Genomic DNA, 22,643 nt, shown 5'->3' on the forward strand with positions numbered 1-22,643 from the left:
TTGCGGAGGAACCGCATGAAAAAGACACGGGCAGAAACGGATATCAGCCATCGCAGGCTGTCGCGGCGTGCCGCACTTCTTGGCGGTGCCCAACTTTTGTTCATCGGTGGGCTCGCTGCCAGGATGCAGTATCTGCAGGTTGATCAGGCTGATCAGTTCCGTCTGCTGGCCGAGGAGAACCGAATCAACATCCGGCTTATCCCACCCTCCCGCGGAGAGGTGTTCGACCGGAATGGCATGAGCCTTGCACGCAATGCGCCGTCTTACCGGATCGTAATCGTGCGGGAGGACGCTGGCGACGTAGATGCAGTTCTTGAGCGGCTTTCCCAGATCATCAGCCTCGACGAAGAAACGATTGCCCGGGTCAAGGACGAGATGCGCCGGTCGGCCCCATTTCTGCCGGTGACCATCGCATCAGATGTCACCTGGGACGACATCAGCCGGGTGTCCGTGAATGCCCCTGCACTTCCCGGTGTGACACCGGAAGTCGGGCTGAGCCGCGTTTACCCGCAAGGGTCAGATTTCGCACATGTACTGGGCTACGTTGGCCCGGTGTCAGACTACGACCTGTCCAAAATCGAGGACCCTGAGCCTGTTCTGATGATCCCGCGGTTTCAGATCGGAAAGGTCGGGGTTGAAACCAAACTTGAACCGCTGCTGCGCGGAAAAGCAGGCGCAAAAAGGGTAGAGGTCAACGCTGCCGGCCGCGTCATGCGCGAGCTGGACCGGCGCGACGGCATCCCCGGCTCCGATCTGCAGCTGACCATCGACGCAAAGCTCCAGGGTTATGTCCAGGCCCGCCTTGACGGGGAAAGCGCAAGCGCGGTTGTTATGGATTGCGAAACCGGTGATCTGGTCGCCTGTGCCTCGGCACCGACATTCGATCCGAACCTGTTTGTGCGCGGCATCTCGTCCAAAGATTACGGCACGCTGACCGGTAACAAATACCGCCCGCTTGCCAGCAAGACCGTACAGGGCGTGTATCCCCCGGGTTCCACTTTCAAGATGATCACGGCCATGGCCGCTCTCGAAGACGGGCTGATAGGACCGGATGAAACCGCCTATTGTCCGGGCCATATGGAAGTGTCAGGACGCCGGTTCCACTGCTGGAAACGCGCCGGACACGGGTGGGTGGACCTCGAAACTTCGCTGAAACGGTCGTGCGATGTCTATTATTATGATCTGGCAGTAAAGGTCGGCATTGAGCGCATTTCTGAAATGGCGCGCAGGTTCGGGCTGGGCATAAAGCATGACGTACCAATGTCGGCTGTTGCCAAGGGTCTGGCGCCCAACATGGAGTGGAAGGCCCAGACATATGGCCAGAGCTGGCGCGTGGGTGACACCGTGAACGTGTCGATCGGCCAGGGTTTCATGCTGGCCTCACCCATGCAGCTTGCAGTGATGACCGCGCGGATTGCCACCGGGCGCTCCGTCGAGCCGCGCCTGATCAAGTCTGTGGACGGCGTCGAAGAACCGATCCGGGGCGGCGAGCCCATGGGTCTGAACGAGAACAACCTGCGCAAGATGCGCAAGGCGATGTTCGAAGTGGTCAATGACCGGCGTGGCACGGCCTATGGATCGCGCATCATCGAAGAAGAGATGCGCATGGCCGGGAAAACCGGCACCAGCCAGGTCCGCAACATCACAGCAGCGGAGCGCCGCGCTGGTGTCATCCGGAACGAAGACCTGCCATGGGAGCGCCGCGACCACGCGCTGTTTGTGAATTTCGCGCCCTATGACAAACCCAAATACGCGGTTGCGGTGATCGTCGAGCACGGTGGCGGTGGCTCAAAAGCCGCGGCACCGATCGCCCGGGATATCACCTTGCAGGCGCTTTATGGAGGCCCGCCACCACTTGAAGCCTATCCCGCGAAAGACCGTGAAAAAATCACTGAGCTTCAGGAACGACTGAGAGACGCGCAACCCCAGGTCTCCGTTCCCGGGAAGGATCAGGCATGAGTTATCTCGAGTATGCCGTCAAATCTGCCCCGACCGGGTTCCGCAAGATTTTCTATCTGAACTGGGCGGTCGCGCTGCTTCTCGCATCGGTGGCCGGTGTCGGGTTTCTGATGCTTTATTCCGTGGCCGGCGGGTCCTACAGCCCCTGGGCCGAGCCACAGATGAAACGCTTTGCCGTGGGGTTCGTTATGATGATCATGGTCGCCATGATCCCCATATGGTTCTGGCGCAGCCTGTCGGGCCTTGCGTATCTGGGCACCATCGTGCTGCTGGTCGCGGTGGAGCTTTTTGGCACCGTGGGCATGGGCGCGCAGCGATGGATTGACCTTGGTTTCATGCGCCTTCAGCCCTCGGAACTGATGAAAATAACGCTCGTGATGCTGCTTGCGGCCTACTATGACTGGCTGCCGGCAAAGCGCACCTCACATCCGTTCTGGGTGCTGATACCGGTTATTCTGATCATGATCCCGGTGTTCCTTGTGCTGCGACAGCCCGATCTGGGGACATCCATTCTGCTGCTGGCAGCGGGTGGCGGGCTGATGTTTCTGGCCGGTGTGCACTGGGCCTATTTCGGTGCCGTGATTGCCAGCGGTATCGGGCTGGTCACAGCCGTCTTTCAGTCCCGGGGGACCACCTGGCAGTTGCTCAAGGACTACCAGTACCGTCGCATCGACACTTTTCTGGACCCCAGTTCTGACCCTCTGGGCGCGGGCTATCACATCACCCAGTCCAAGATCGCGCTTGGCTCCGGCGGATGGACCGGCCGTGGGTTTATGCAGGGGACACAAAGCCGCCTGAACTTTCTGCCGGAAAAGCATACGGATTTTATCTTTACGACCCTGGCCGAGGAGTTCGGCTTTGTCGGCGGCCTGTCGCTGCTGGGGCTTTATGCGCTGATCATTATTTTCTGCGTCTGGTCTGCATTGACAAACAAAGACAGGTTTTCCTCCCTGCTGACGCTGGGCATCGCGCTGAACTTTTTCCTGTTCTTTGCCGTCAATATGTCGATGGTCATGGGGCTGGCTCCCGTGGTTGGCGTACCCCTGCCACTGGTCAGTTTCGGCGGGTCAGCGATGCTGGTTCTGCTGCTCGCCTTTGGTCTGATGCAGAGCGCCCACGTCCACCGCCCAAGATAGGAATGCTATGCCACTGAATGTGCTTTTTGCGGCCACGCCGGAACGCTGGGCCACCTATGAGCCTGCATTGCAGCGGGCTTTCAAAGGGGCCGGGCTCGATGTCAGACTGGCGCTGGATATCCCTGCCGGCGAGGTGGACTATGTCGTCTACGCCCCGAATTCCGAGCTGCAGGATTTTACACCCTACACCCGCACAAAAGCAGTCCTGAACCTTTGGGCAGGCGTGGAGGGGATCGTAGGCAACGAGACCCTCACCCAGCCACTGGCCCGCATGGTCGACCCGGGCATGACCCGCTCGATGACCGAATGGGTCACAGGGCATGTTCTGCGCCACCATCTGGGCATGGACCAGCACATCCTGCATCAGGACGGCGACTGGACGCCCGTGGTGCCCCCGCTGGCCGAGGAACGCCGCGTCTGTGTTCTGGGTCTTGGGGAGTTGGGGACGTCCGTGGCGCAAACCTTGAAGTCACTTCGTTTTGACGTCAGCGGATGGAGCCGCAGCCCAAAGGACGTGCCGGGTATCGAAACATTCAACGGGGACACCGGTCTGGATGACGCGCTGCGGTCTGCTGAGATACTCGTGCTTCTGCTCCCGGACACACCGGCCACGCAGAATACGCTCGACGCCCGTCGTCTGGCGCTGATGCCGCAGGGGGCGTTCATTATCAATCCGGGCCGCGGACCCCTTATTGATGATGACGCCTTACTGGATGCCCTGGACAGCGGTCAGATCGTACATGCGACGCTGGATGTTTTCCGCGTGGAACCGCTGCCAGTGGAGCATCCCTTCTGGGCGCATCCGCAGGTAACGGTGACGCCGCACATCGCAGCTGAAACCCGGGCGAAAACAGCCTCAGAGGTCATCGCGGAGAATATCCGCCGTGGGGAAGCCGGTGAGCCGTTTCTTTATCTGGTCGACCGCACCCTGGGGTACTAGGCGGTTATTCTGCGGCCAGGCCGCGCCCTTTCAACAGCGCATCAACCCCTGGCAGGCGACCGCGGAACGCCGTATAGAGCTCCGCTGCATCCCGGCTGCCACCCGTCGACAGGATATGTTTCTCCAGAGCCGCGGCCTTATCCGCATCGAAGGCTGATCCAGCCTCTTCAAAGGCGGCAAAGGCGTCTGCATCCATCACCTCAGACCACATGTAACTGTAATACCCGCTGCTGTAGCCGTCGCCGGCAAAGACATGGGCAAAGTGCGGTGTGGCGTGACGCATCGTTATGGCATCAGGCATCCCGATCGCATCCAGGATTTCCTTCTGACGCTGCATCGGATCAGCCGGTGCCGTTCCCTCGTGAAAACCGAGGTCAACCAGCGCGGAGGCTACATATTCGACCGTCTGAAAGCCCATGTCGAAGTTTGCGGCACCCAGCACCCGTTCAAGCATATCAGCGGGCATCGGCGCGCCGGTGTCCGCATGCGTCGCGTATTCACTCAGGACCTCAGGGACCTCCAGCCAGTGCTCATAAAGCTGGCTCGGCAGTTCCACAAAGTCCCGCGCGACGGATGTGCCGGACACGCTTTCATAAGTAACATCCGACAGCATCTGGTGCAGCGCGTGGCCGAACTCATGAAACAGGGTGCGCGCATCGTCGTAGGACAAAAGCGCGGGATCGCCCTTGGCAAAGTTACACACGTTGATCACGACAGGTCGCTGTACCTGCGGGAACCGCGCCTGTGCGCGCATCGCCGAACACCAGGCGCCGGACCTTTTGGAGCCACGGGCAAAATAGTCGCCGATAAAGACCGCGATGTGCTCGCCGCCCCGTGTCACATCCCAGGCCCGGCAGTCGGGATGGTAGAGCGGCACGTCGAGCGGTTTGAATTCGAGCCCGAACAGCCGGGACGCACAGGCAAATGTTGCCTCAATCATCCGGTCCAGCTGGAAATATGGTTTGAGTGCCGCTTCATCCAGATCGTGCTCTGCCGCGCGCCGTTTTTCCGCATAGTACCGCCAGTCCCACGGCGCCAGCGCATCATTGATGCCGTCGGCCTGCATCATCTGCGTCAGCACCCGGGCATCAGCGTCAGCCTGCGCGCGCGCGGGCTCCCAGACGGACATCAGCAGATCCCGGACTGCTTCCGGCGTTTTGGCCATTTCCGTTTCCAGCTTGTACGCCGCGAAACTGTCATACCCCAGGAGCTTCGCGCGTTCCTCGCGCAGGGACAGTATTTCAGCAGCAATGCCGCGGTTGTCAGTTTCACCGCCGTTCGCACCGCGCGCAGCCCAGGCACGGAACGCAGTTTCCCGCAGATCCCGGCGTGGCGAGAACTGCAAAAACGGCGTGATCAGCGAACGCGACAGGGTGACCACCGGGCCGTCAGCGCCCTTTTCCTCTCCTGCGGCGCGGGCGGCATCCACGACGAAATCCGGCAACCCGTCCAGATCGTCCTCCGCAAGCGGCATGAACCATTCCCGCTCGTCAGCCAGCAGGTTCTGCGTGAACTGCGTGCCAAGCACGGCAAGCCGGGCCTTGATCTCCTGCATCCGGGCGTCCGCTTCGCCTGTCAGCGCGGCACCGGCCCGGACAAAACCGCGGTGGGTGAGCATAAGTACCCGTGCCTGCTCGTCCGTCAGATCCAGGGCCCCGCGTTGTTCCCAGACGGCGGCAATGCGCGCGAACAGCTTTTTGTTGCCGGAAATCGCGGAAAAATGCGCAGACAGCATTGGCGAGAATTTCCGCTGCAGTTCTTCACGTTCCGGGTTGCTGTCCGCACCGGCGACCGTGAAAAACACGGACAGAACGCGATCAAGGTCCTGACCGGCGGCTTCCAGCGCCTCGACCGTGTTGGCAAAGTCAGGGGGGACGCCGCGTCAGCGATGGCGTCGGTTTCTGCCCTGTGCGCCGCAAGCGCCTGTTCCAGGGCCGGCTCAAAATCCTCGTCTTTTATCTGATCAAAGGGCGCAATCCGGTAAGGGGTGGACCATTCCTCAAGCAGGGCGTTGGACATCGGCGTTCTCCTTTGACGGTTAAGCTAAGGCTGCGCCCACGCGGCAACAACTGTCACGCACAAATAAATTTGCGGCTTCAGCTGCCTCCACACACCGGGCAACCAGCTCGCCGTCTGACCGCAATCTGGCGGCTCTCACCATAGAGCGCATCATAGATCAGCATCTGCCCCCGCAGCGGTGCACCAGCACCGGTGATCAGCTTGACCGCCTCGACCGCCATCATCGCCCCGATGACGCCCGGCAGCGGCCCGATCACGCCCGCCTCGGCGCAGGATGGGGCCAGTTCAGGCGCAGGCGCTTCGTCGAAAATGCACCGGTAACAGGGCGCGTCCTGTGCCGGGTCAAACACGCTGAGCTGCCCTTCCCACTGACTGAGCGCACCAGAGATAAGAGGAATACCAGCCGCGACGGCGGTCTCATTCACCAGATATCGTGTCTGGAAATTATCGGTGCCATCCAGAACGACGTCATATTCCGCAAAGAGTTCAGCAGCGATGTCCTGTGTCAGCCGCCGGTGGTAGGGCCGCACCTGCACAAACGGATTCTGCGTCTGCATTTCGGCCTGGGCCGAGAAGACCTTGGGCATGCCTATGGACGCGTCCTTGTGAATGACCTGGCGCTGAAGGTTTGCGTTTTCCACGGCATCGTCGTCGACCACACCGATTGTGCCAACACCTGCTGCTGCGAGATACTGCAGCGCCGGTGCACCCAGCCCGCCGGCTCCGATGACCAGAACCTTCGCCTCTTTAAGCCGCTTCTGCCCGGGTCCGCCAATTTCGCGCAACACAATGTGGCGGGCGTACCGGTTGAGTTCCGTTTCTGTGAACAAAGGGGCCGGACCGTCGTTCCCGCCGGTCTCCGTCCGGGACGTATCTGCTCTGTTCCGCAGGCGCGTCAGCACCTGGCGATACCCAAGAACAATGGCGACAAAGCCACCCAGTATCAGCCAGAGAGCCGCACTCTCACCCGTCGCCAGTCTCAGCGGATGACCGTCAGGCAACACGAGGTGCAGTGCAAGAACAGCCACATAAAGCAGACCGATCATAAGGCCACGCGCCGACTTCGGTGCACCCATGAAATGCCCGATGCCCCAGAGAACCGCCGCCAGAGAAAGTACCAGAACCATCAGCTGCCCCCGGTCGATCCGAAGCCACCCGACCCGCGCGCGGTGTCAGACAGAGTTTCCCGCACGGCAAAACCGGCGCGCACGACAGGTGCAACAACCATCTGAGCGATGCGCATCCCGTGTGTGATCTCCACCGGTTCCTGACCGGTATTCATCACAATGACACCAAGCTCGCCGCGGTAATCACTGTCTATTGTGCCGGGACTGTTGGGCAGGGTCACGCCGTGGCGCAGCGCAAGCCCTGACCGGGGTCGCACCTGGACCTCGAACCCTGCCGGGATTTCCATGCGCAGACCCGTCGGAACAAGCTGCCGCGCACCTGGGTCAAGTACGACGGGTCCATCCGGCAGGCAGGCCCGCAGGTCAGCGCCGGCCGCACCATCCGTTTCATAAGACGGAAGGCCAAGCGACGCGGCCGCTTCGGACACAAAGGAGATGATGATGTCAGTCACCGGCGATCCTCAAAAGACATTTCAGCCCGCAGCACCCAGCGCTTTTGCGATCCGTCCGGCTAGGCGTTCGGCAACTGCATTCTTGTCCATACGGGGCCAGCTTTCGGCACCGTCATCGTCGATGATGGTCACTGCGTTCTCCATGCCCCCCATGATCCCCGTCTCGGGCGATACATCGTTGGCCACAATCCAGTCGCACCCCTTGCGCTGACGTTTCGCCGTTGCGTTTTCGACCACATCATCCGTTTCGGCGGCAAATCCGATCACAAGACCCGGTCTGTCTGCGTCCCGTCCGGCAATGTCCCGCAGGATGTCCGGGTTCTCTGCGAATTCCAGCACTGGCAGGCCGTCTTTGGATTTTTTCAACTTTCTGTCGCTGGACCGTGCCATCCGCCAGTCTGCCACGGCAGCGGCAAATATGGCCGCGTCCGCCGGCAATGCGGCGCTGACGGCCTCCTGCATCTCAAGCGCCGTGGTCACGCGGATCACCTCCGCCCCTTCGGGCGGCGGAACGTCGGCCGGTCCTGTTACAAAGACGACGGTTGCGCCCAGCGCCAGCAGTGCACTTGCAATTGCAGTGCCCTGTGCGCCGGAGGACCGGTTCGCGATATAGCGCACGGGATCAATCGGTTCATGTGTCGGCCCGGAGGTGACGAGAATGCGTTTGCCCTTCAGCGGCCCGTCCGCAAAATGCGTGCTCACTTCCGCGACGATATCCAGCGGCTCTGCCATGCGACCCGGTCCGTATTCCCCGCAGGCCATATCGCCTTCGTCGGGCCCGACAACTTTCACGCCATCGGCGCGCAGTTGCGCGAGGTTGCGCCGGGTCGCCGCGTGTTCCCACATCCGGACATTCATGGCCGGTGCAATCATCACCGGCGTGTCGGTCGCGAGCAGAAGCGTCGTTGCAAGATCATCCGCAAGACCACCCGCCATCCGCGCCATCAGGTTTGCAGTGGCAGGTGCCACGAGCACCAGATCGGCAACACGGCTGAGCTGGATATGTCCCATCTCGGCTTCGTCGGTGAGGTCAAAAAGATTGCGGTACACCCTGGTCCCCGCAAGTGCGGAGACGGACAGTGGCGTGACGAATTCCTCAGCAGCACTGGTCAGGACAGGGGTCACCTGCGCGCCCCTTTCGCGGAGCCGGCGGATCAGGTCGAGCGATTTGAAAGCCGCTATACCGCCGCCAATGATCAGCAGGATATGTTTACCGCCCAGCATAAGGTGCCTTTTCCAGATATATTCCTGCCGGACCTTAGAACGCCCGTCCGGCAACTGCCAGCCCCACCGTGCTCAGCGGAACGCCGCACAGGGGTCACCGCGTTCCACTGTGGGGGAGGTCATGATCCGGTCAAAAACGCCTGGCGGCAGGCGCGAACCTTCTTCCCCCTGCCCCAGCACAAACACCGCGATGTCAGGCTTCACCCGTTCGAGATAGACCGGCATACCCCGGTCGCGGCGCGCATGGCCATTGCCGGTGATCACGACCACAGGCCCCCCTGTAAGCTCCAGCGCGCGCACCGTTTTCTGCGCCAGCCGCGCATCCCGCAAGCGCTGAAAATCAACCATGAAAGGCAACATCTCTTTGGGAAGTGCATCGCAATGCGCGGCCATCTGATCCGCCTCACGAGCGGTCTGCTCTGCTTCAGGCAATGGATCGTTCAATCCGTATGCCCCGGCCCCGATCCCGAACACAAAGGAAATCCCCTTTTCCCGCACCTGGCGGGCTTCCTGACGCGGAACACCCGCACCAAAAATGCGCGCATCGGGTGCTGCCGCAAAAATCGGATAGTACATCGTAAAATCCGGCCAGCCGGCGTTTTCCCAGTCAAACGCTTCTGACAGCACCGCCGCGTCAGCGCCCGGCACGTGGCGCGCAGCCTGCGCCTCCGTAAGCATTTCGAACACTATGGCAGTGGGTTTCACCTCCGCAGTGATCTCCGCCTGTCGAGTGTGATGCCCGGGATTGTCATGCAGTTCGCCAAGGATGATCACATCCCCAACAAAGGAGCCCGCTGCCAGAGACAACGGGCTCAGCCACGCAATAAGAAAAGCGGCAAGCAGCCTCATGCGAGGAAGTGGAACACTTCTTTGGACTGACCTTCGAGGGATTTGCGCATCTTGCCAAAGGCTGCGGCCTCCAGCTGGCGCACGCGTTCTTTACTCAGGTTCAGCTCCTGACCCAGGCTCTCCAGCGTGCGGGGCTGTTCGCGCAGTTTCCGTTCACGCACGATAAACCGCTCACGGTCGTTCAGATCATTCATTGCCTGCAGAAGCCAGGCTCGAAGCTGCTCTGTGTCATGCGCGTGCTCGACAGTCTCGGCGGCCTGGGCGCTGTCATCTTCCAGCGCATCAATCCATTCACGCCCTTCGTCTTCGGTCGACTGGGTTGCATTGAGCGAATAGTCAGACCCAGACAGCCGCCCTTCCATCATCTCGACGTCATGGAGAGGGACACCGATTTCTGTGGAAATCATCTGGCGCAGCTGGTGGCGGTCCAGCGTTTCTCCGGCAGCTGCACTCTCGCGTTCCAGACGCGCCTGGACACGGCGCATGTTGAAGAACAAAGATTTCTGCGAGGAGGTCGACCCGGTGCGCACCATCGACCAGTTGCGCATGACGTAATCCTGAATGGATGCTTTGATCCACCAGACCGCATAAGTCGAAAAGCGAACGCCCCGGTCCGGATCAAACTTGTCCGCCGCCTTCATCAGCCCGAGACCTGCTTCCTGAATCAGGTCGTTCATCGGCGCGCCATAGCGTTTGAATTTTGACGCCATCGAAATCGCGAGCCGCATGTAGGCTGTAATCAGTCGGTGAAGGGACTCCTCGCAGCGCTCATCCCGCCAGGCATAGGCCAGTCTGAGTTCTGTTTCCGCGTCGAGTAATTCCGCTTTCATCGCCCTGCGTGAAAGTGACATATCTCTTGCCGTGTCCAAAGCCATAGCGACATCTCCCAGTCAGATGAAGCACACCTTGCCGTGCACAATTGATATAGATACGCACCATACACCCGATTGGTTCACCGCAAAGGTTTATAAAATGTTGCCAAAACTGAGTTTCGTTCTAGGTGGGGCCGCCTCGGGAAAATCGGCGTTTGCGGAAAACCTTTTGTTAACCAGTGGTTTAGAACCTGTTTACCTTGCCACGTCCCGGGTTTTTGATGACGAAATAAAAATGCGGGTGGAGGTGCATAAATCGCGCAGATGTGAAGAATGGCGCAATTTTGAGCAAGATATTTACCCCGAGCGTATCCTGAGCACACTGGAGAAGTCGCAGGGCGTTCTCATCGACTGCGCGACAATGTGGCTCACCAACGTGATTCTGGACGAAATGGATCCTGTTGCGGAACGCCAGCGTCTGATCCGTGGCATAGAAGCTTGCGCCGCCCCAATAATCATCGTCTCCAATGAAGTCGGCCATGGCATTGTGCCGGACAATACGCTGGCCCGCCGGTTCCGGGAGGAACAGGGACGGCTGAACATCGCCCTTGCAGCGGCTTCTGATCTTGCGGTTCTGGTCACGGCCGGGCTGCCACAGGTACTGAAAGGATCGCTGCCATGACGACCTGGCACTGGGTCCGCCATGGGCCGACCCACCAGAAGTCCTTTGTCGGCTGGCGGGACGTGCCCGCTGATCTTTCTGACGAGGCTCAGATCAGCCGCCTGCGGGCGCATCTGCCGGAAGAGGCGCTGGTGATTTCATCCGATCTGATCCGGGCATCAGCCACTGCCGATGCCATTTCGGGCCAGGGCCACCAGCGGTTGCCCCATGACCCTGACCTGCGGGAGATGCATTTCGGCGTCTGGGATGGCATGCATTTTCGCGATGTCGCTGAAAGGGACCCGGAACTCAGCCGGTTGTTCTGGGAGGAGCCCGGCGATGTCAGCGCACCTGACGGCGAAAGCTGGAACGGGACCTCTGCCCGTGTCGACAGTGTTGTAAGCCGGCTTAATGCTGCCTATCCGAACACCCATATTATCGCCGTTGCGCATTTCGGCGTCATTCTGACCCAGCTTCAGCGGGCGCTGCGGGTCGCGCCCTACGATGCCCTGGCGCAGCCGATCGACAATCTGTCCGTCACCAGCATCACATGGCAGGGCGACACTGGAACACCCGGTGTAATCAATCACCTTCCGTGATCCTGCACACCACAATTGACCATTTGCCGACAGCTGACCGCACGTAATAGCGTCCGGTCATGACTTATGATCTTTATATTGGCGACCAGGCATTCTCGACCTGGTCCTTGCGCGGCTGGCTGATGCTTGAAAAGTTCGGCCTCTCTTTCAACACCCATCTGCTGGGACTGTATTCCGGCACAATGCAGAGCGATCTGGCCCCTCTTGCTCCAGCGCGTCTGGTCCCGGTCATGCAGACGCCGGAAGGTGACGTCGTGGGTGAAACACTCGCCATGGCAGAGACGCTGGCGGAACGCCACCCCGACGCCGGTCACTGGCCGCAGGATGCGGGCCTGCGATCCGCGGCACGGTGGCTCTGCGCCGAGATGGCTAGTGGTTTCAGCGCACTGCGTTCTGAATGCCCCATGCAGCTTTTTCATGTGAACGAGGGGTTTCACGTCTCCGACGGAGTGCGTGCAGATCTGGACCGGATTGAAACGCTTTGGGCCTGGGCACGGAGCCGTTCCGGTGATCAGGGTGACTGGCTGTTCGGTGAATACAGTCTGGCGGATGTTTTTTATGCGCCGGTCGCCGCGCGCATGGTCGGTTACGATCTGCCCATGACGGCGTTCGCTTCGGCCTATTGTGAGCGTACAATCTCGGATCAGGCTTTCATCGCGTGGCGCACAGAGGGGCTGAAGAAAACCTATGATCCCTTCCCCTATCCTGTGACTGCCAAGACCAGACCCTGGCCAGAGGTGAGCTGACGTTAACCGTTCGGTAACAGTGGTGACGGTAGCGTTAACCACAAACAGCCGGTTGCGGGGACCTCATGATCACTCACACTCATTCCGTGGCATTTCGCGGCGTGGACGCCTGCCTGGTTCAGGTACAGTGTTCGCTCACGCCGGGCCTGCCCGGGTTCAGCATCGTCGGTCTGCCGGACAAAGCGGTTTCCGAAGCACGGGACCGCGTGCGTTCCGCGCTTGCCGGCATGGCGATAGCTTTCCCCGCTAAAAAGATCACAATCAACCTCAGCCCCGCAGACCTGCCCAAAGAAGGCAGCCACTTTGATCTCCCAATTGCGCTGTCTCTGCTGGCAGCAATGGAAATCGTTCCGTCCGATGTGGCCCGCACGGTCGTGGCGCTGGGGGAAATGTCGCTGGATGGCGGGCTTGTTCCGGTGGCGGGCAGTCTTCCCGCAGCCGTCACAGCATCGGAAAGCGATATGACACTGCTATGCCCCGCAGATTGCGGGCGCGAGGCCGCCTGGGTCAGCGGAGCACAGGTGATCGCGCCCAAAACGCTGGGCGATGTCATCCGTCACTTCAGCGGCCAGGTCCCCATCGCACCGTCCCAGCCAGGCGAAGTCACGCACCCCGTTGCTGAAACCGATCTGCGCGATGTGAAGGGGCAGGAACGGGCGAAACGTGCGCTTGAGATCGCTGCCGCCGGCCGGCATCACCTGCTGTTTGTGGGCCCACCGGGGTCTGGGAAATCCATGCTGTCCCGCAGGCTGCACAGCATCCTGCCCCCCTGACGCCGCGCGAGGCGCTTGAAACATCTATGATCCACTCTGTTGCCGGTCTGCTGGATGCAGGTGGTATTTCCCGCGCACGCCCTTTCCGCGATCCGCATCACACCTCCTCGATGGCAGCCATCATCGGTGGTGGCCGGATTGCACGCCCTGGTGAAGTGTCACTTGCGCATAATGGGGTGCTCTTCATGGATGAGTTCCCTGAATTCCAGCGCAATGTCCTGGAAACCCTGCGCCAGCCGCTGGAGACCGGCGAGGTGATGATTTCCCGGGCCAATGCGCATGTCCGCTACCCCTGTCGCTTTATGCTAGTCGCAGCTGCCAACCCCTGTCGCTGCGGGTTCATGACAGATCCGGACCGCGCCTGTGCACGGGTTCCGGACTGCGGCGCAGACTATCTTGGCCGGATCTCAGGTCCGCTGATGGACCGCTTTGACCTGCGGGTCGAGGTGCCCCCGGTGCGCTATACAGACCTGAACCTGCCGGACAGTGGCGACAGCACCGAAACAGTCGCCGCCCGGGTTGCCACGGCTCTGGCGGTGCAACAGGACCGTTACGAGGGCCGGGCACACATGCGCACAAATGCCGATGCCGCAGGCGAGGCCCTCGAAGAAATCGCAGCACCCGACAGCGAAGGCCGTGATCTGCTGGTGCGTGTGGCCGAAAAGTTCAGCCTGACAGCACGCGGATATCACCGTGTCATGCGTGTGGCCCGGACAATCGCCGATCTGGACGGCTCAGCGGACGTCAGGCAACCTCACATCGCGGAGGCCGTCAGCTTCCGGCTCGTCACACCGGCGCGGCCCTGACGTTCAGCCACCCGCCCGCCGTTCGATGGCAAGCCAGATCTTTTCCGCAATGTTCGCGCCATCAAAGCGCTCAAGTTCCTGGATGCCTGTGGGCGACGTCACGTTGATCTCTGTCAGGTAATCACCGATGACGTCTATGCCCACAAAGACCTGCCCTTTTTCCCTGAGCAATGGCCCGATTGCCGCACAGATTTCCAGATCACGGTCGGTAAGCCCGATTTTCTCAGGCCGCCCGCCGACGTGCATATTGGACCTTGTCTCGCCTGCAGCAGGCACACGGTTGATAGCGCCCGCGGCTTCCCCATCGACCAGAATAACCCGTTTGTCTCCGTTGGATACATCGGGCAGAAATTTCTGCACAATGAGCGGCTCCCGCGAAAACCCCGTGAAAAGCTCATGCAGCGAGGTCAGGTTCCGGTCCGCCGCATCAAGGCGGAAAACGCCGGCGCCGCCATTGCCGTAGAGCGGCTTGAGGATGACATCACCATGCTTTTGCTTGAATGCCTTGATTGTCTCGAGGTCCCGCGCAATCGTCGTCGGCGGCGTGAGATCGGGAAAATCCAGCACCAGCAGTTTTTCCGGGTAATTCCGCACCCAGAAAGGATCATTCACGACAAGCGTTTCCGGGGCCAGCCGGTCCAGCAGATGCGTCGACGTGATGTAGTGCATATCAAACGGGGGGTCCTGACGCAGCCAGACGACGTCAAAATCCGCAAGGTCGACTTCCTTTTCCGGCCCCAGTTCCGCGTGTTCGCCCTGAACACGCTGCACCCGGAGGTCGTGACCACGCGCCGTGATCCGCCCTTCCTGATAGGCCAGATGATCCGGTGTATAAAAAAACAGGCTGTGGCCGCGCGCCTGCGCCTCCTCGGCAAGGCGGAACGAACTGTCCGCGTTGATGTCTACGTCCCCGATCGGGTCCATCTGAAAGGCGATTTTCATGGCCGCTCCCTCTGTTAGCCCCCACTAAATGGGACAGGATTCACGGCAGCGCAATGGCCCGAAGAGAATTCATCACCCCGGAGCGAACGCATTCGGCAAAACCCGTAGCGCACCATTTCCGTCCACCAGAGCCGCATCAAAGCGCATCTCGGTCAGCAATCCCTGCGGCTCATGCGCGGCGAATTCCATCGCAGCGGCGGAAATCCGGGCAATCTGACGCGCTGTTATGCGCAGCGCGGCCTGGTCCAGCGAGCGGCTTTTCTTTACCTCAGTAAACACCAGCCCCCCGTTTCGGCGGAAAATCAGGTCGATTTCCCCGGCCTGGCCACGCCAGCGCTTTTTTACCAATGCGTAGCCGCGATCCAGATAAGCACGGCTGACGATTTCCTCGGCGGCAAGACCTGCGTGAAAACTGACCTGGCCTCTGGTCCGCCGTTCCGTCGCCACCGTCATGCTCACTCCTTCGTCATGGCAAGTGCCAGCTGGTACACCTGGCGTCGCGGCAGGTCATTGGCCTGCGCGATCATATCAACCGCATCGCGCATCGACATACTGCCCAAAGCGGTCCTGAGGTCTTCTTCTATGCCTGAAGTACTAACAGGTTGTGACCGGGCCCGATCAATCAGCACGACGATTTCGCCTTTGACCTTTTCGCCCGAAAACGCGCCTGCCAGCTCCGCAAGCGTGCCCCTGCGGACCTCTTCGAACTTCTTTGTCAGTTCGCGACACACGGCGGCAGGCCGGTCGCCCCCAAAACCCGCGCGGCATCGCTCAGCATCGCGCCCACACGCTTCGGGGATTCGTAGAATGCGAGTGTACCGGGAACATCCCTGAGGCTTTCCAGCGCCCCGCGCCGCGCGCCCGCCGCATTTGGCAGGAACCCGGCAAAGAAAAAGGCGTCTGTGGGAAGCCCCGCCAGAACCAGCGCTGTCAACACAGCAGAGGGGCCCGGAGCCGACGTGACAACCAGCCCCTCAGCTGCTGCATCGCGCGCGAGGCCGAAACCGGGATCGGCAATCAGCGGCATTCCCGCTTCAGAAGCATAGGCAACCGAACGCCCCGCGCGTACGGCTTCCAGCAACTCGCCGGTAACCGCCTCGCTGCTGTGATCATGCAGTGCAATGATCCGCCGCCCGTCCAGGGGAACGCCGTGAATATCCATCAGTTTGCGCAGGCTGCGGGTATCTTCAGCTGCCAGGACATCAGCTGATGCCAGAACATCAAGCGCACGCAGCGTGATGTCACGCGCCGTACCAATCGGCACACCTACGAACCAGACCCCGGCAGCGAGTGGCACTTTTTGGAAATTCAAAGCTGGACCCGCCTTTCGTGACGTTTATGATTGCCGGAAATCTGCGCAGAATGCGCAATGACCGGAGTATCGCTTATGTTTGCCGTTTTCCCTGCCGCCCGCAAGCTTCTGAGCCGGCTGACCCTGCCGCTGGCTGCGCTCGCCCTGGCCGCCTGTGAACCCATCCCGGGTGGTCTCGGAACCGGCGCGACGATCAACACATCAAAACCCGTACCCGTCGCACTGCTCGTGCCGTCAGGGTCGGGAAATGTCACGAACGATATTCTGGCGCAAAGTCTTGAAAATGCGGCCCGTCTGGCCATGCGTGACCTGAACGGTGTGCAGATTGACCTGCGGGTATACCCCACAGCTGCAAACGCAACGGTCGCCGCCAACGCAGCGGAACAGGCGGTCGATGACGGTGCAAAAATCATCCTGGGTCCGGTATTTGCGGCCGCCGCGAACGCGGTCGGTGTGGCCGTTGCAGATGACAACGTGAACGTGCTGGCCTTTTCCAACAATGCGGCCATTGCCGGTGGCAACGTTTTTGTTCTTGGCCAGACCTTCCAGAACACTGCAAACCGCATGACAGCCTTTGCCCGCGCCCAGGGGAAAAGCCGGTTTGTGATCGTGCACGGGCAGGACTCCGCCGGCTCTCAGGGGCGCGATGCAATCCAGCGCGCCGTGAGCGCGCAGGGCGCGTCGGTGGCCGGAACCGTCAGCTACGCGCTGTCACAGCAGGATGTCATTGCAGCCATCCCGAATATCAAAGACACAGTCCAGTCCGCCGGCGCGGACGCAGTGTTCATGACAACAGACACGGCAACCGCCCTGCCGCTTCTGTCACAGCTTTTGCCTGAAGCGGGCGTATCGAGCCCGGAGGCTCAGTTCATCGGGCTGACACGGTGGGACATTCCCCCACAGACGCTCAGCCTGCCGGGTGTCCAGGGGGCTGGTTTGCCGTACCTGACCCAGGCGCCACGTCCCTGTTCAGCGGCAAATACCAGGCCGCCTACGGATCATCGCCCCACCCGATCGGCGGCCTCGCGTTCGATGGTATTGCCGCCATCGGCGCATTGGTCAGCCAGGGAAACAGCGACGCCCTGACAGGCGCGGCCCTGACGCAAAGCGCAGGCTATCGGGGTGCCAGCGGCATCTTCCGGCTGCTGCCCAACGGCACCAACGAACGTGGTCTGGCAGTTGCGACGGTTAACAATGCGCAGGTCGAAATCCTAAGCCCCGCACCGGCCACTTTTGGCGGAGCAGGTTTGTAAGGCACCCGCATGTCTCTCACAGAACCGCAGGAGGCCCCTGCGGACACACCCGATCTGATCTGCCCGACTGAGGCTGTTTTTGACCGCGACAGGGTAATGGCGCGGCTGCGGCAGGCTTTTGACCGGGATCTGACGGATGCCGAGACCCGCGCGGAAACAGTTTCCGCATTACGGGATGCGCAAACGTCGGGCCGGGAGGCTATAGCACGGGCATTTGCCGAAAACCCGTTTGCGGCGCGGCCGATGACGCGGGCCTATACCTATCTGACAGATGAGCTGGTACGCACCGTTCTTTGGGTTGCGACTGAAGTCCTGCACCGGCGTCCCAACCCCACTTCGGGCGAGCATCTTTCCGTGATCGCGGTCGGGGGGTATGGCCGGGGCGAAATGGCCCCCTTTTCCGATGTCGATCTCCTGTTCCTGACGCCCTACAAAATGACCCCCTGGGCGGAAAGCGTCATCGAAACGATGCTGTACATGCTGTGGGACCTCAAACTGAAGGTCGGCCACGCCAGCCGGACCATCAAAGAGTGCCTGCGACTGGGGGGCGAGGATTTTACCATCCGCACGGCACTGCTGGAACAACGGTATCTGGCAGGAGACAAAGAGCTGGCTGAAAAACTCGGCAGGAAACTGCGCGAAGAACTTTTCGCCGGATCAGAACGTGCGTTCGTCGAAGCCAAACTGGCTGAACGCGAGACCCGTCACAAAAAGCACGGTCAGAGGTACGTTGTTGAACCCAACGTCAAAGAGGGCAAGGGCGGTCTGCGCGATCTTCAGTCGCTCTACTGGATTGCCAAATACGTGCACGGGGTCAAGGACACCGCCGAGCTCGTGCGTCTCGGCGTCTTTACTGCTGAAGAATATGAGAATTTTGTATCCGCTGAGAGTTTTCTGTGGGCTGTGCGGGGGCACCTGCACCTGCTGAGCGGCCGGCCAACAGAGCAGCTGACCTTTGATATGCAGGTCCAGGTGGCCGAGGCCATGGGCTATGAGGACGCAACCGGCAGGCGGGGCGTTGAAATTTTCATGCAGGCCTTCTTTCTGCATGCCACTGAGGTGGGCGATCTGACCCGCATCTTCCTGACGAAAATGGAAGCCGACCACGTCAAAGCCGACCCGCTGCTGGAGCGGATATTCCGGCGTCGTCCGCGCACCCGCGAGGGCTACAAGGTGGTTCACAACCGGCTTGCGATCAGCGACGACACGGCCTTTCTGTCCGACAAACTGAACCTGTTGCGGGTGTTCGAAGAGGGCCTGAGAACGGGCATGCTGATCCACCCCGATGCCATGCGGCTGGTAAAGGCAAACCTCGACCTGATCGATGACGACATGCGCACCTCACCCGAAGCGCGGCGCATTTTCTTTGATCTTCTGCTCAAACACGGAAACCCGGAGCGTGCGCTGCGGCGGATGAACGAGCTGGGCGTGCTGGGCGCATTCATCCCAGAATTCGAGTTCATCGTCGCGATGATGCAGTTTAACATGTATCACTCCTATACTGTGGACGAGCACATCATTCAGTGCGTGACGACGCTGAGCCAGATTGAGCGGGGAGAGCTGGAGGAGGACCTGCCGGTGGCCTCCTCGATCCTCAAGGAAGGTGTGAACCGTAAGGTGCTTTACACCGCCCTGCTGTTGCATGACATCGCCAAAGGGCGTCCCGAGGATCACTCCATTCTCGGTGCCCAGATGGCACGGAAGATCGCACCCCGGCTGGGGCTGAACAAGGCGGACACCGACACCGTCGAATGGCTGGTCCGCTATCATCTGCTGATGTCGGACATGGCCCAGAAGCGTGACATCGCAGACCCGCGGACAGTACGTGAATTTGCCAAGGCGGTACGGGAGGTCAAAAGGCTCGATCTGCTCTGTGTCCTGACCGTTTGCGATATCCGCGGCGTGGGGCCGGACACCTGGAACAACTGGAAGGCGGTGCTGATCCGCGCGCTTTACCGTCAGACCCGCAAGGCGCTGGAAACAGGGCTTGAGGATCTTAACCGCGAAAACCGCGGGGCCGAGGCCAAACGCGCTCTGCGCGAGGCGCTCAGCGACTGGCCCCGCAAGGATCTGCAGGCAGAGACCGCGCGTCATTACGACCCCTACTGGCAGGGGCTGCATGTCACCGCACATGCCACCTTTGCCGGGATGCTGCGCGACATCAAAGAAGACGAAATCCGCATCGACCTGCACCCCGACGAAGACCGGGATGCCACGCGCGCCTGCTTTGTCATGGCCGACCACCCGGGTATTTTCACCCGTCTCGCCGGTGCACTTGCGCTTGTTGGTGCAAACGTTGTGGACGCGCGCAGCTACACGACCAAGGACGGGTTCGTCACAGACGCCTACTGGATCCAGGACGCGGACGGAAACCCCTATGACGCCTCGCGCCTGCCGCGTCTGCGCCGGATGATCGAACGGACGCTGATGGGCGAGGTTGTGGCGCGGGACGCCCTGAAAGACCGCGACAAGGTCAAGAAACGCGAACGCGCCTTCCGCGTGCCCACGCATATCACCTTCGACAACGAAGGTTCAGAAATCTACACGATCATCGAGGTGGATACACGGGACCGGCCAGGCCTGCTTTATGATCTGGCGCGCACGCTGGCAGCCTCCAACGTGTATATCGCCAATGCTGTGATCGCGACCTATGGCGAACAGGTCGTGGACACCTTCTACGTCAAGGACATGTTCGGCCTGAAGTACCATTCCGAGAGCAAACAGCGCACACTCGAGAAAAAGCTGCTGCAAGCCATCGATGAAGGTGTCGAAAGGGCCAGAGAGTGAAGCCCATCCGCCTGATGTCCGGCTTCTTCACCGTCGGCGGCTGGACCCTGATGTCGCGCGTGCTGGGATTCATCCGCGATGCCATGATCCTCGCTTATCTGGGTACAGGACCGCTCTATCAGGCCTATGTGGTGGCCTTCCGCCTGCCCAATATGTTTCGCCGGTTCTTTGCCGAGGGCGCATTCAACATGGCCTTCGTGCCGATGTTTTCCAAACGTGTCGAAAGTGGCGATGATCCGGACGGGTTTGCTTCGGACGCCTTTGCCGGGCTGGCTTCCGTCCTGATTGCCCTGACCCTCGTGGCGATGGCCGCGATGCCCTGGCTGATTTACGGAATCGCATCAGGTTTTGCCGGGCAGGAAGAGTTTACGTTGTCCGTGGAGTTCGGGCGCGTCGCTTTTCCCTATGTGCTCTTCATTTCGCTAGCCGCCTTGCTGTCCGGCATGCTGAATGCGTCCGGCCGCTTTGCGGCAGCTGCTGCGGCGCCGGTTCTGCTGAATATCTTTCTGATCGCCGCGATGTTCGCTGCGGCGACCCTTGGCGGTGACATCGCGCGCGCCCTGATCTGGGCCATTCCGCTTGCCGGGGTTGCCCAGTTTATCCTGCTCTGGGTTGCGGTCCGGCGTGCCGGGTTCAATATCAGCATCCGGCGGCCACGCCTGACACCTCAGATGCGGAACCTGATACGCGTGGCCGTGCCCGCGGCACTTGCCGGTGGCGTGGTCCAGATCAATCTGCTCGTTGGCCAGCAGGTCGCCAGTTACTTTGACAAGGCTGTGGGCTGGCTCTTTGCCGCCGACCGTCTTTATCAGCTGCCACTGGGGGTTGTCGGTATCGCCGTGGGGGTGGTTCTGTTGCCCGATCTGTCGCGCAAGCTGCAGGCACAGGATGATACCGGTGCCCGTATCGCTCTGAGCCGTGCTGGCGAGATATCGCTGGCGCTGACGATCCCGGCAGCTTTCGCGCTGATCGTCATTCCGTTCCCTCTTGTTTCTGTGCTGTTCGAACGGGGTGCCGCGACCACTGACGACAGCGCCGCCATTGCCAGCGCTGTGGCGATCTACGGCCTGGGTCTGCCGGCCTTTGTGCTGCAGAAGATCCTGCAACCGCTCTATTTTGCCCGCGAGGATACGCGGCGGCCGTTTCACTACGCAGTGGTATCAATGGTGATCAACGCAGGGCTGGCCATCGGACTGGCTCCCGTGATCGGCTGGCTGGCCCCGGCGATCGCTACAACGGTGGCCGCCTGGGCGATGGTGCTGTTGCTGCAGACCGGTGCGCGACAGTACGGCGAGGTTGCACGTTTCGACGACCGGTTCCGCCAGCGTATCTGGCGCATGGTCGTCGCCTCTGTCGTGATGGCGCTTGTACTCTGGAGTGCCGCGTCCATTCTCAATCCGTTCCTCGGTATGCCGTGGTGGCGCGCGCTCGCACTGGCCGCGCTCATCGGCATTGGCGTATTGGTCTATTTCGGTATGGGCCAGCTGATCGGCGCATTCCGTATCGCTGAATTCCGAGCCGCCCTGCGACGGCGCTGATCAGTCCCGGCGCAGCGCCCGGATCAGGCGTGTCATCCCGCCGGGCACCAGCAGGGCAGAAGCTAAAAAGCCAAAGGCAAAACCGGCCAGATCGGCCACCCATTCTGTCGAGGGGCCAAAAAAGACACCCCAGATCAGTTGCAGTCCCATGAGCATGGCGATCAGAGAAAAGGCGCGCATCTGCTGCTCTCCCGCCAGACTGAGTTTCAGCCACATCACAAACGAATATCCGCCGATCAGCCCGTAAACGGCCGGAAAGCCGCCGACGATCCACGCCGGATCGTTCAGCAGCAGCCCATAGATCAGTGCGCCGAACACAGCACCACCGAAAAACAGCACGACCACCGCAAGCTGTCCCAGCGTCTCGCCGACCATTTTTCCCAGCGCAAGGGTCAGCACAATTGCAAAGAGAGCCGCAGTAAAACCGGAATGCACAAAGCTGTAGGTCACGAACCGCAGCAGATGTTCAGAGGGCCAGCGCCCGTTCAGGACCATCCAGTCAAAGATATCGCCGGAAAACGCATAGCGCTGGACATAGTCCAACCGCCAGCCCACGGCTTCCGGGCCACCCAGCAGACCGGCCGCTCCCAGAGAGAACAGCGCCTCGGGAATGGCCATAGCCAGAAACAGGACCACCACAACAGGCGGCAGTGGGTTTACCGGCGGCGCTTCGCGATAGTCATCCATATGCGTGGCATTCCTTGACGA

General features: G+C 60.8%; 16 protein-coding genes and 4 pseudogenes. 10 read left to right on the forward strand and 10 right to left on the reverse strand.

The genetic code is table 11. The features are described from left to right. The first annotated feature begins 15 nt into the window (after positions 1 to 15). Genes mrdA through ACZ1HA_RS14895 form a run of 3 tightly spaced genes read left to right on the forward strand, consistent with a single transcriptional unit; the run spans position 16 to position 4,035 of the window. Positions 16 to 1,959, forward strand: a complete 1,944-nt coding sequence (gene mrdA, locus ACZ1HA_RS14885) for a penicillin-binding protein 2 (protein ID WP_472714433.1) — start codon at positions 16 to 18, stop codon at positions 1,957 to 1,959. Next, positions 1,956 to 3,095 carry a rod shape-determining protein RodA gene (rodA, locus tag ACZ1HA_RS14890; RefSeq protein WP_375229834.1) on the forward strand — a complete coding sequence of 380 codons (1,140 nt, stop codon included), beginning with the start codon at positions 1,956 to 1,958 and terminating at the stop codon, positions 3,093 to 3,095. Before mrdA ends, rodA begins: the two co-directional genes overlap by 4 nt. Positions 3,096 to 3,102: 7 nt before the next feature. Continuing rightward, a complete protein-coding gene (locus tag ACZ1HA_RS14895; protein WP_472714434.1) occupies positions 3,103 to 4,035 on the forward strand; it encodes a 2-hydroxyacid dehydrogenase in 933 nt (310 codons plus the stop codon). A 4-nt stretch (positions 4,036 to 4,039) separates the two neighbouring features. Here ACZ1HA_RS14895 and ACZ1HA_RS14900 read toward each other — a convergent pair. The 6 genes and pseudogenes from ACZ1HA_RS14900 to ACZ1HA_RS14925 all read right to left on the reverse strand — a co-directional run bounded on the left by ACZ1HA_RS14900 (position 4,040) and on the right by ACZ1HA_RS14925 (position 10,581). Continuing rightward, positions 4,040 to 6,054, reverse strand: a pseudogene (locus tag ACZ1HA_RS14900) (M3 family metallopeptidase). Positions 6,055 to 6,131: 77 nt separating this feature from the next. Continuing rightward, positions 6,132 to 7,181 (reverse strand): HesA/MoeB/ThiF family protein, encoded by a 1,050-nt coding sequence (locus tag ACZ1HA_RS14905; RefSeq protein ID WP_472714435.1) that lies wholly within the window; start codon positions 7,179 to 7,181, stop codon positions 6,132 to 6,134. Next, on the reverse strand, positions 7,181 to 7,633 hold the full coding sequence (dut, locus tag ACZ1HA_RS14910) for a dUTP diphosphatase (RefSeq protein WP_472714436.1): 453 nt from the start codon (positions 7,631 to 7,633) through the stop codon (positions 7,181 to 7,183). Before dut ends, ACZ1HA_RS14905 begins: the two co-directional genes overlap by 1 nt. 21 nt (positions 7,634 to 7,654) lie before the next feature. After that, the gene (gene coaBC / locus ACZ1HA_RS14915; protein ID WP_472714437.1) at positions 7,655 to 8,857 is read right to left on the reverse strand and encodes a bifunctional phosphopantothenoylcysteine decarboxylase/phosphopantothenate--cysteine ligase CoaBC; all 1,203 of its coding nucleotides are present in this window, start codon (positions 8,855 to 8,857) and stop codon (positions 7,655 to 7,657) included. 72 nt (positions 8,858 to 8,929) lie between these two features. Then, complete coding sequence (locus ACZ1HA_RS14920) at positions 8,930 to 9,706, reverse strand: ChaN family lipoprotein (protein ID WP_472714438.1); 777 nt, start codon at positions 9,704 to 9,706, stop codon at positions 8,930 to 8,932. Continuing rightward, positions 9,703 to 10,581 carry an RNA polymerase factor sigma-32 gene (locus ACZ1HA_RS14925; protein ID WP_375229827.1) on the reverse strand — a complete coding sequence of 293 codons (879 nt, stop codon included), beginning with the start codon at positions 10,579 to 10,581 and terminating at the stop codon, positions 9,703 to 9,705. The genes ACZ1HA_RS14920 and ACZ1HA_RS14925 overlap by 4 nt, the downstream gene beginning before the upstream one ends. 19 nt (positions 10,582 to 10,600) lie before the next feature. On the opposite strand from ACZ1HA_RS14925, the gene cobU reads away from it, so the two are divergent. The 4 genes and pseudogenes from cobU (at position 10,601) to ACZ1HA_RS14945 (ending at position 14,103) form a co-directional block, all read left to right on the forward strand. Continuing rightward, on the forward strand, positions 10,601 to 11,200 hold the full coding sequence (gene cobU, locus ACZ1HA_RS14930) for a bifunctional adenosylcobinamide kinase/adenosylcobinamide-phosphate guanylyltransferase (RefSeq protein ID WP_375229826.1): 600 nt from the start codon (positions 10,601 to 10,603) through the stop codon (positions 11,198 to 11,200). Continuing rightward, positions 11,197 to 11,778, forward strand: coding sequence for a histidine phosphatase family protein (locus tag ACZ1HA_RS14935; protein WP_472714439.1), 582 nt, complete (start codon positions 11,197 to 11,199; stop codon positions 11,776 to 11,778). The genes cobU and ACZ1HA_RS14935 overlap by 4 nt, the downstream gene beginning before the upstream one ends. A 59-nt stretch (positions 11,779 to 11,837) precedes the next feature. Next, positions 11,838 to 12,524: a glutathione S-transferase gene (locus tag ACZ1HA_RS14940; protein WP_472714440.1), complete on the forward strand. Its 687-nt coding sequence runs from the start codon at positions 11,838 to 11,840 to the stop codon at positions 12,522 to 12,524. 65 nt (positions 12,525 to 12,589) lie between these two features. Beyond that, positions 12,590 to 14,103: pseudogene (locus ACZ1HA_RS14945) on the forward strand (YifB family Mg chelatase-like AAA ATPase). 3 nt (positions 14,104 to 14,106) lie between these two features. On the opposite strand, the gene gshB reads toward ACZ1HA_RS14945, so the two are convergent. The 3 genes and pseudogenes from gshB to rsmI all read right to left on the reverse strand — a co-directional run bounded on the left by gshB (position 14,107) and on the right by rsmI (position 16,357). Next, positions 14,107 to 15,045 (reverse strand): glutathione synthase, encoded by a 939-nt coding sequence (gene gshB, locus ACZ1HA_RS14950; protein ID WP_472714441.1) that lies wholly within the window; start codon positions 15,043 to 15,045, stop codon positions 14,107 to 14,109. 72 nt (positions 15,046 to 15,117) lie between these two features. Beyond that, positions 15,118 to 15,498 carry a YraN family protein gene (locus ACZ1HA_RS14955; RefSeq protein WP_472714442.1) on the reverse strand — a complete coding sequence of 127 codons (381 nt, stop codon included), beginning with the start codon at positions 15,496 to 15,498 and terminating at the stop codon, positions 15,118 to 15,120. 2 nt (positions 15,499 to 15,500) lie between these two features. Beyond that, positions 15,501 to 16,357: pseudogene (gene rsmI / locus ACZ1HA_RS14960) on the reverse strand (16S rRNA (cytidine(1402)-2'-O)-methyltransferase). A gap of 75 nt (positions 16,358 to 16,432) precedes the next feature. Between rsmI and ACZ1HA_RS14965 the strand changes: the two are divergent. The 3 genes and pseudogenes from ACZ1HA_RS14965 to murJ all read left to right on the forward strand — a co-directional run bounded on the left by ACZ1HA_RS14965 (position 16,433) and on the right by murJ (position 21,935). Next, positions 16,433 to 17,610, forward strand: a pseudogene (locus ACZ1HA_RS14965) (penicillin-binding protein activator). Positions 17,611 to 17,619: 9 nt separating this feature from the next. After that, positions 17,620 to 20,397, forward strand: coding sequence for a [protein-PII] uridylyltransferase (locus ACZ1HA_RS14970; protein WP_472714443.1), 2,778 nt, complete (start codon positions 17,620 to 17,622; stop codon positions 20,395 to 20,397). Next, positions 20,394 to 21,935, forward strand: coding sequence for a murein biosynthesis integral membrane protein MurJ (murJ, locus tag ACZ1HA_RS14975; RefSeq protein ID WP_472714444.1), 1,542 nt, complete (start codon positions 20,394 to 20,396; stop codon positions 21,933 to 21,935). Before ACZ1HA_RS14970 ends, murJ begins: the two co-directional genes overlap by 4 nt. Here the strand turns inward: murJ and ACZ1HA_RS14980 are convergent, their stop codons facing one another. Continuing rightward, positions 21,936 to 22,622: a rhomboid family intramembrane serine protease gene (locus ACZ1HA_RS14980; RefSeq protein WP_375229816.1), complete on the reverse strand. Its 687-nt coding sequence runs from the start codon at positions 22,620 to 22,622 to the stop codon at positions 21,936 to 21,938. Between the last annotated feature and the right edge of the window lie 21 nt (positions 22,623 to 22,643).

It is taken from the genome of Roseobacter sp. S87, assembly GCF_055693285.1.

Coding starts and splice junctions, on each gene's coding strand:
- mrdA (WP_472714433.1), top strand. CDS start 16: ATGAAAAAGACACGGGCAGAAACGGATATCAGCCATCGCAGGCTGTCG.
- rodA (WP_375229834.1), top strand. CDS start 1,956: ATGAGTTATCTCGAGTATGCCGTCAAATCTGCCCCGACCGGGTTCCGC.
- ACZ1HA_RS14895 (WP_472714434.1), top strand. CDS start 3,103: ATGCCACTGAATGTGCTTTTTGCGGCCACGCCGGAACGCTGGGCCACC.
- ACZ1HA_RS14905 (WP_472714435.1), bottom strand. CDS start 7,181: ATGGTTCTGGTACTTTCTCTGGCGGCGGTTCTCTGGGGCATCGGGCAT.
- coaBC (WP_472714437.1), bottom strand. CDS start 8,857: ATGCTGGGCGGTAAACATATCCTGCTGATCATTGGCGGCGGTATAGCG.
- ACZ1HA_RS14920 (WP_472714438.1), bottom strand. CDS start 9,706: ATGAGGCTGCTTGCCGCTTTTCTTATTGCGTGGCTGAGCCCGTTGTCT.
- ACZ1HA_RS14925 (WP_375229827.1), bottom strand. CDS start 10,581: ATGGCTTTGGACACGGCAAGAGATATGTCACTTTCACGCAGGGCGATG.
- cobU (WP_375229826.1), top strand. CDS start 10,601: ATGAAGCACACCTTGCCGTGCACAATTGATATAGATACGCACCATACA.
- ACZ1HA_RS14935 (WP_472714439.1), top strand. CDS start 11,197: ATGACGACCTGGCACTGGGTCCGCCATGGGCCGACCCACCAGAAGTCC.
- ACZ1HA_RS14940 (WP_472714440.1), top strand. CDS start 11,838: ATGACTTATGATCTTTATATTGGCGACCAGGCATTCTCGACCTGGTCC.
- gshB (WP_472714441.1), bottom strand. CDS start 15,045: ATGAAAATCGCCTTTCAGATGGACCCGATCGGGGACGTAGACATCAAC.
- ACZ1HA_RS14955 (WP_472714442.1), bottom strand. CDS start 15,498: ATGACGGTGGCGACGGAACGGCGGACCAGAGGCCAGGTCAGTTTTCAC.
- ACZ1HA_RS14970 (WP_472714443.1), top strand. CDS start 17,620: ATGTCTCTCACAGAACCGCAGGAGGCCCCTGCGGACACACCCGATCTG.
- ACZ1HA_RS14980 (WP_375229816.1), bottom strand. CDS start 22,622: ATGGATGACTATCGCGAAGCGCCGCCGGTAAACCCACTGCCGCCTGTT.